The following is a 6,323-nucleotide window of genomic DNA, read 5'->3' on the forward strand; positions in this document are numbered from 1 at the left end:
CCGCGGGCGATGCCGATGCGTTGGCGCTGTCCGCCGGAGAACTGGTGCGGATACCTGTTGACGTACTCGGGGTTGAGCCCCACGACGTCGAGGAGCTCCTGCACCCGCTTACGCCGATCACCCTTCGGCGCCGCCTCCGGGTGGATCTCGTACGGCTCACCGATGATGTCGCCCACGGTCATCCGGGGGTTGAGCGAGGTGTAGGGGTCCTGGAAGACCATCTGGATGTTCCGCCGAACCGCCTTCAGCGCGCGCCCGGACAGCTTGGTGATGTCCTCGCCCTTGTACCGGATCGTCCCCGCCGTCGGCTCCTCCAGGTGCGTCACCAACTTCGCCACCGTGGACTTGCCGCACCCCGACTCCCCCACGAGCCCGAGCGTCCCGCCCGCACGCAGGTCGAAGGAGACACCGTCGACGGCCTTGACGGCGCCCACCTGCCGTCGGAAGACGATGCCCTGCGTCAACGGGAAGTACTTGTGCAGCTCCCGGACCTCGAGGATCGCGTCCCCCGCCGCATACGCCGACTCCCGGCGGGACTTGGCGAGCAGCCTCCGCGCCGCCTGGCCTTCCTCACGTGCTTCACGGCGCCCGGAGTGGTCAGCGTGCATCGAACATCTCCCTCCAGAAGTGGCACGCGCTGGCCCGCTCGGCCGCCACGTCGTAGAGCGGCGGGTCCTCGGTCCGGCAGTACTCCCTCGCCATCGGGCAGCGAGGGTTGAACGAGCAGCCTTCGGGGATGGCGAGGAGGCTCGGCGGGAGGCCGCGGATCGCGTAGAGCTCCTGGCCCTTGCGGTCGAGGCGGGGGATGGAGTCGAGGAGGCCCTTGGTGTACGGGTGCGCCGGCTGCCGGTACAACTCCCGTACGGGTGCGGTCTCGACGATGCGGCCCGCGTACATCACCGCGATCTTGTCGGCCACATCCGCGACCACACCCAGATCATGCGTGATCAAAATCAAGCCCATGTTGTACTCACGCTGCAACTCCGCAAGCAGATCCATCACTTGCGCCTGCACCGTCACATCCAGCGCCGTCGTCGGCTCATCCGCAATGATCAGATCCGGCTCCAACGCCAACGCCATCGCAATCATGATCCGCTGCCGCATCCCACCCGAGAACTGATGCGGAAAGTCCCCGACCCGCTGCGCCGCGCCCGGAATCCGGACCCGCTCCATGAGCTCGACGGCCTTCGCCCGCGCCTCCCGCCGCGAAGCGCCCTGGTGCACCCGGTACATCTCACCGAGCTGATACCCCACCGTCAGCACGGGGTTGAGCGCCGAAAGCGCATCCTGGAAGATCATCGCGAGGTGGGCGCCCCGTACGCGGCGCCGCTCCTCGGGGGGCATCGTCAGCAGGTTCCGGCCCTGGAAGAGGATCTCGCCGCCCGTGATGCGCCCGGGCGGCATGTCGAGGATGCCCATGATTGCCTGGGCGCTCACCGACTTCCCCGAGCCGGACTCGCCGAGCACCGCCAGCGTCTCACCCGCCCCGACCTCGAAGTCGATGCCGCGGACGGCCTGCGCCGTGCCGTCCCTCGTCCCGAACTCCACGTGCAGATCGCGCACTTCGAGCAGGCTCATCCGGCTCACCTCAGCTTCGGGTCGAGTGCGTCGCGCACCGCGTCGCCGAGCATGATGAAGGCGAGCACCGTGAGGCTCAGGGCCGCGGCCGGGTAGACGAGGATGTGCGGCGCGTTCCGGAACTGCATGCCCTGGGAGGCGTCGGAGATGTCGACGCCCCAGGAGACGGTCGGCGGTTGCAGGCCGACGCCGAGGAAGCTCAGCGTCGCCTCCAGCGCGATGTACGTGCCCAGCGCGATGGTGGCCGTGACGATCACGGGCGCGACCGCGTTCGGCAGGATGTGCCGCACGAGCATCCGTGTGTTGCTCGCCCCGAGCGCCCTGGCGGCGAGCACGTAGTCGTTCTGCTTCGCCGTGATCACCGCACCCCTGGCGATACGCGCGATCTGCGGCCACCCCAGCAGCACGATGAAGCTCACCACTGTCCAGATCGACCGGTTGCCGGTGACGGAGAGGAAGACGAGGCCGCCGAGCATGATGGGGATGCCGAAGAAGATGTCGGTGACCCGGGAGATGAGCGCGTCCCAGACGCCGCCGAAGAACCCGGCGAGCCCGCCGAGGAGGCTGCCGACGAGCGCCACCCCCGCCGTGGCGCAGACACCGACCGTCACCGAGGCCCGCGCCCCGTAGACGACCTTGGTGTAGACGTCGCACCCCTGGGTGTCGAAGCCGAACCAGTGCCCTGCCGTCGCGGGTTCGAGGGAGCGGCCGAGCTGGCAGGAGAGCGGGTTGCGGGTGGCGATCAGGCTCGGCCAGAGGGAGATCAGCACGAGGAAGAGGATGAGCAGCGCCGCGATCACGAAGATCGGGTTGCGGCGCAGGTCGTGCCAGGCGTCCTGCCACAGGCTGCGCACCTCCCGGGCGGGTCCTGGCCCTTCGGGTCCCGGGGAGGCGCCGTCCGCGGCGCGCGCCTCCGAGGAGGCTGCGTTCATGACGTTCATCGCGTCCATGGCGCCGCCCGCGCCGACGGCCGGCGGTTCCGACGTCATCGGGGAATCACCTCCTCCGGTACGCGAGTTGGCGGTGTGGCGTCACGCATAGCGAATCCTCGGGTCGAGCACGGCGTAGAGGAGGTCGACGACGAGGTTGGCGACGATGAAGACGATGACGAGGATGGTCACGAATCCGACGACGGTCGGCGAGTTCTGCCGCACGATCCCCTGGAAGAGCTGGAAGCCGACGCCCTGGATGTTGAAGATCCGCTCGGTCACGAGGGCGCCGGCCATCAGGTTGCCGAGGTCGGTGCCGAGGAAGGTGACCACCGGGATCAGCGAGTTGCGCAGCAGGTGCCGCACGGTCACCCGGCGCCTCGGCAGCCCCTTCGCCACCGCCGTGCGCACGTAGTCGGCCCGCCCGTTCTCCGCGATCGAGGTGCGTGTGAGCCGGGTGACGTAGGCGAGCGAGACGAGCGCCAACACCAGCCCGGGAAAGAGGAGTTCGTCGACGGTGGCGGCCGGCGAGACGGCCGGCGCGATCCAGCCCCACTTCACCCCGATGAGGTACTGGCCGAGGGTGCCGGTGACGAATGTGGGCACCGAGATGACGACGAGCGTCAGCACCAGGACCGAGGTGTCGATCGGACGGCCGCGGCGCAGCCCCGTGAGGACTCCGAGCGTGATGCCGATGAGGATCTCGAAGATGATCGCGATCACGGCGAGCCTGACCGTGATCGGAAAGGCGTTGGCCATCAGCTCGATCACCGGCTGCCCGTTGAAGGCCGTCCCGAAGTCGCCGGTGAAGATCTTGCCCATGTAGAGCACGTATTGGAGCCACAGCGGCTTGTCGAGGTCGAACTCCTCCCGGAGCTGCGCTGCCGTCGCCGGGTCCGGGGCCCGGTCGCCGAACATCGCGTTCACCGGGTCCCCGATGGCGTACACCATGACGAAGATGAGCAGCGTGGTCCCGATGAACACCGGGATCATCTGGAGCAGGCGTCTGATGACGTAGCGCCCCACCCCGGATCACTTCACCTTGATTTCGGTGAAGACCGGCACCGAGAACGGGTTGAGCCTGACGTCGCTCACCCGGTCCGAATAACCGGCGTTGCCGTTCTGGTACCAGAGCGGGATGGCGGGGAGGTCCTTGAGGATCTCCTTCTCGGCGTCCTGGAACTTGCTGATCGCCTCCTTCTCGCCGGACGCCTTGTTCCCCTCGTCCATGAGCTTGTCGACCTTCTCGTTCGAGTAACCGGAGTCGTTGGAAGAGGCGTCGGTGTAGAAGAGGGGCTGGAGGAAGTTCTGGATGAGCGGGTAGTCCATCTGCCATCCGGTGCGAAAGAGCCCGTCCATCTTCTTCGCGGAGATGTCCTTGCGGAACTCGCTGAACGTCGGCACCGGGTTGACACGGCACGCATTGTCCTTGTCCAGCGCCGAGTTGATGCTGTTGCAGACGGCTTCCATCCACTGCCTGTGCGACCCCGTGTCGACGTTCGAGGTGATGGTGACGGTGCCGCCGGGGAGGCCGCCGCCCTCTGCGATCAGCTTCTTCGCCTTCTTCGGCTGGAAGGTGCAGATCTCTCCGCAGAGCGACGTGGAGTACCCGCCGTCCTTCTTCAGCACGGGCGAGGTGTAGTCCGTCGCCGGCTCGCGGGTGCCGTGGTAGATCTGCGAGCTGACCTTCTCCCTGTCGATCGCCATGGAGAGGCCCTGCCGCACCTTCAGCTTGTCCTTGCCTTTCCACGCGTCGTCGTACTCGGGAAAGGAGACGGTTTGGAAGATGCCGGCGGGCTGGTTGATGTAACGCCCGTCGAGGTCCTTCTTCGCGTTCTTGAGCTGCCCGGCCGGAAGTTCGTCGACGACGTCGAGGTTGCCGGCCTGGAGGTCCGTGTAGCCGGTGTTCTGGTCCGTGTAGACCCGGAGCTCGACCCCGTCGTTCTTCGGCTTGTCGTTCCCCGCGTACTCGTCGTTCTTCGAGAGCTGCATCGACTGGCCGCGGGTGTAGGAGTCCACCTTGTAAGGGCCGTTGCCGACGGGCTTCTCCAGCCAGCCGTCGTGGTCGGAGAAGAAGGACTTGGGCAGCGGCGAGTAGGCGGCGTAGCCGAGGGTCTCGGGCCAGAGGGAGAACTTCTGGTTGAGCTTGACCGTGAAGGTGCGGTTGTCCTTCACCTCGAGGCCCGACATCGTCTTCGCCTTCGGCGCCCCGGATTCGGGATGCACGTCCTCGTAGCCCTCGATGTACTCGAAGAAGTACGAGTTCACCTGCTTGTTGGTGACGAGCGCTCCGTAGTTCCAGGCGTCCACGAAGGAGTGCGCGGTGACCGCTGAGCCGTCGGAGAACTTCCAGCCCTTCTTGAGCTTCACCGTGAAGTTCTGCTGGTCGTCCGAGTCGACCGACTCGGCGACGGCGTTCTCCGCCTCGGCGGTCTTGGGGTTGTACTTCTTCAGGCCCCTGAAGGTCATGTCGAGGACCTTGCCGCCCTGCACCTCGTTGGTGTTCGCCGGCTCGATGGGGTTCTGCGGATCGGTCCAGAAGGCCCGGACGACCCCGCTCCCCGAGCCGCCGCCACCGCCCGTACCACCGCCACCGCCGCAGCCCGCGGCGACGAGAGCGAGCGCGCCGACAGCACCGACGGACCATGTGACGCGCGTGGCTCCGCGCATGGGTGCCTCCTCGGACTCCGATTGCGTCTCGGCACCACATAACACCCTTTAAAGTATTTTCCGAGGCACACCAGGCCGCCGCACGAGCTGCTCGCGACGGAGAAACCCTCGGATGCCCCACCGCCCACGGAGCCCCCGCGGTCGGCGGCCCCCGCCCGGAGCCGACGCTCGGACGGGGGCCGTAGGGCATGCGTCGACGCCGCCGAGTCAGACGTGCAGCAGGCGTCCCGCGGGCTCGCGGACCGATGCGGCACCCTGCCCGGCGTCGCGGTCGAAGGTCACGAAGCCGTACCTCCCTCGACGCGGCGTCCGCTCACCGCGAGCGCCCTCCGCAGGGGCCGCCTCGCCGGGCCGCTCCCGGCCCGGCCTGGCGGAGAGCGCCCCCGGAAACGAGTGCGCCGGGACGAGCGCCGGCGCACCTACTCCGTCCGGGTACGGCTCGGGGAGCTCCGGATGACCGACGTGCGTGCGCCGGACGCGGTGCGCCGCAAGGGAGTTGGGGCGCGGCGCACCCGTGGGTACGCCGCGTCCCGGTCAGCCCTGCGGGAGCAGTTCCCGCTCCTCGGCGAAGTGGCACGCGGAGGAGTGCGCTGCGCCGGCCTCTTCGTCGCGGTAGCGCTCGGGCACCGCGAGGACGGGGGTCTCCTGCGCGCACCGCTCCGTCGCCTTCCAGCAGCGGGTGCGGAACCGGCAGCCCGACGGCGGGTCGGCGGGCGAGGGGACGTCGCCGCTGAGCAGGATGCGCTCACGGCTCTCGCGCGCGTCCGGGTCGGGAACGGGGACGGCGGAGAGGAGTGCCTGCGTGTACGGGTGGGTGGGGTGCTCGTAGATCTCGGTGTCCGTGCCGATCTCCGCCATCCGCCCGAGGTACATGACGCCGACGCGGTCGGAGATGTGCCGCACGACGGAGAGGTCGTGGGCGATGAAGAGGTAGGCGAGCCCGAACTCGTCCTGGAGCTTCTCCATCAGGTTGACGACCTGCGCCTGCACGGAGACGTCGAGCGCCGAGACCGGCTCGTCGCAGATGATGATCTCCGGGTTGAGCGCCAATCCGCGGGCGATGCCGATGCGTTGGCGCTGTCCGCCGGAGAACTGGTGCGGATACCTGTTGACGTACTCGGGGTTGAGCCCCACGACGTCGAGGAG

Annotated in this window: 6 protein-coding genes; all 6 read right to left on the reverse strand. The window is 68.1% G+C overall.

Annotation, left to right across the window (positions count from 1 at the left end; all coding sequences use genetic code 11):
• On the reverse strand, positions 1 to 608 hold a 608-nt coding region (locus F603_RS31765; RefSeq protein WP_019545259.1), incomplete at its 3' end, for an ATP-binding cassette domain-containing protein.
• Positions 598 to 1,578, reverse strand: a complete 981-nt coding sequence (locus F603_RS0106795; RefSeq protein ID WP_019545260.1) for an ABC transporter ATP-binding protein — start codon at positions 1,576 to 1,578, stop codon at positions 598 to 600. The genes F603_RS31765 and F603_RS0106795, both read right to left, overlap by 11 nt.
• Before the next feature lie 5 nt (positions 1,579 to 1,583).
• Positions 1,584 to 2,567: an ABC transporter permease gene (locus F603_RS0106800; protein ID WP_019545261.1), complete on the reverse strand. Its 984-nt coding sequence runs from the start codon at positions 2,565 to 2,567 to the stop codon at positions 1,584 to 1,586.
• 42 nt (positions 2,568 to 2,609) lie between these two features.
• Positions 2,610 to 3,533, reverse strand: coding sequence for an ABC transporter permease (locus tag F603_RS0106805; RefSeq protein ID WP_019545262.1), 924 nt, complete (start codon positions 3,531 to 3,533; stop codon positions 2,610 to 2,612).
• 6 nt (positions 3,534 to 3,539) lie between these two features.
• On the reverse strand, positions 3,540 to 5,177 hold the full coding sequence (locus F603_RS0106810) for a peptide ABC transporter substrate-binding protein (protein WP_019545263.1): 1,638 nt from the start codon (positions 5,175 to 5,177) through the stop codon (positions 3,540 to 3,542).
• Between the two features lie 534 nt (positions 5,178 to 5,711).
• Positions 5,712 to 6,323, reverse strand: a 612-nt coding sequence (locus F603_RS0106815; protein ID WP_019545264.1) for an oligopeptide/dipeptide ABC transporter ATP-binding protein, incomplete at its 5' end; no start/stop codon positions are given.

Origin of the sequence: Streptomyces sulphureus DSM 40104, from assembly GCF_000381025.1 — a bacterium.
Classification (GTDB): domain Bacteria; phylum Actinomycetota; class Actinomycetes; order Streptomycetales; family Streptomycetaceae; genus Streptomyces; species Streptomyces sulphureus.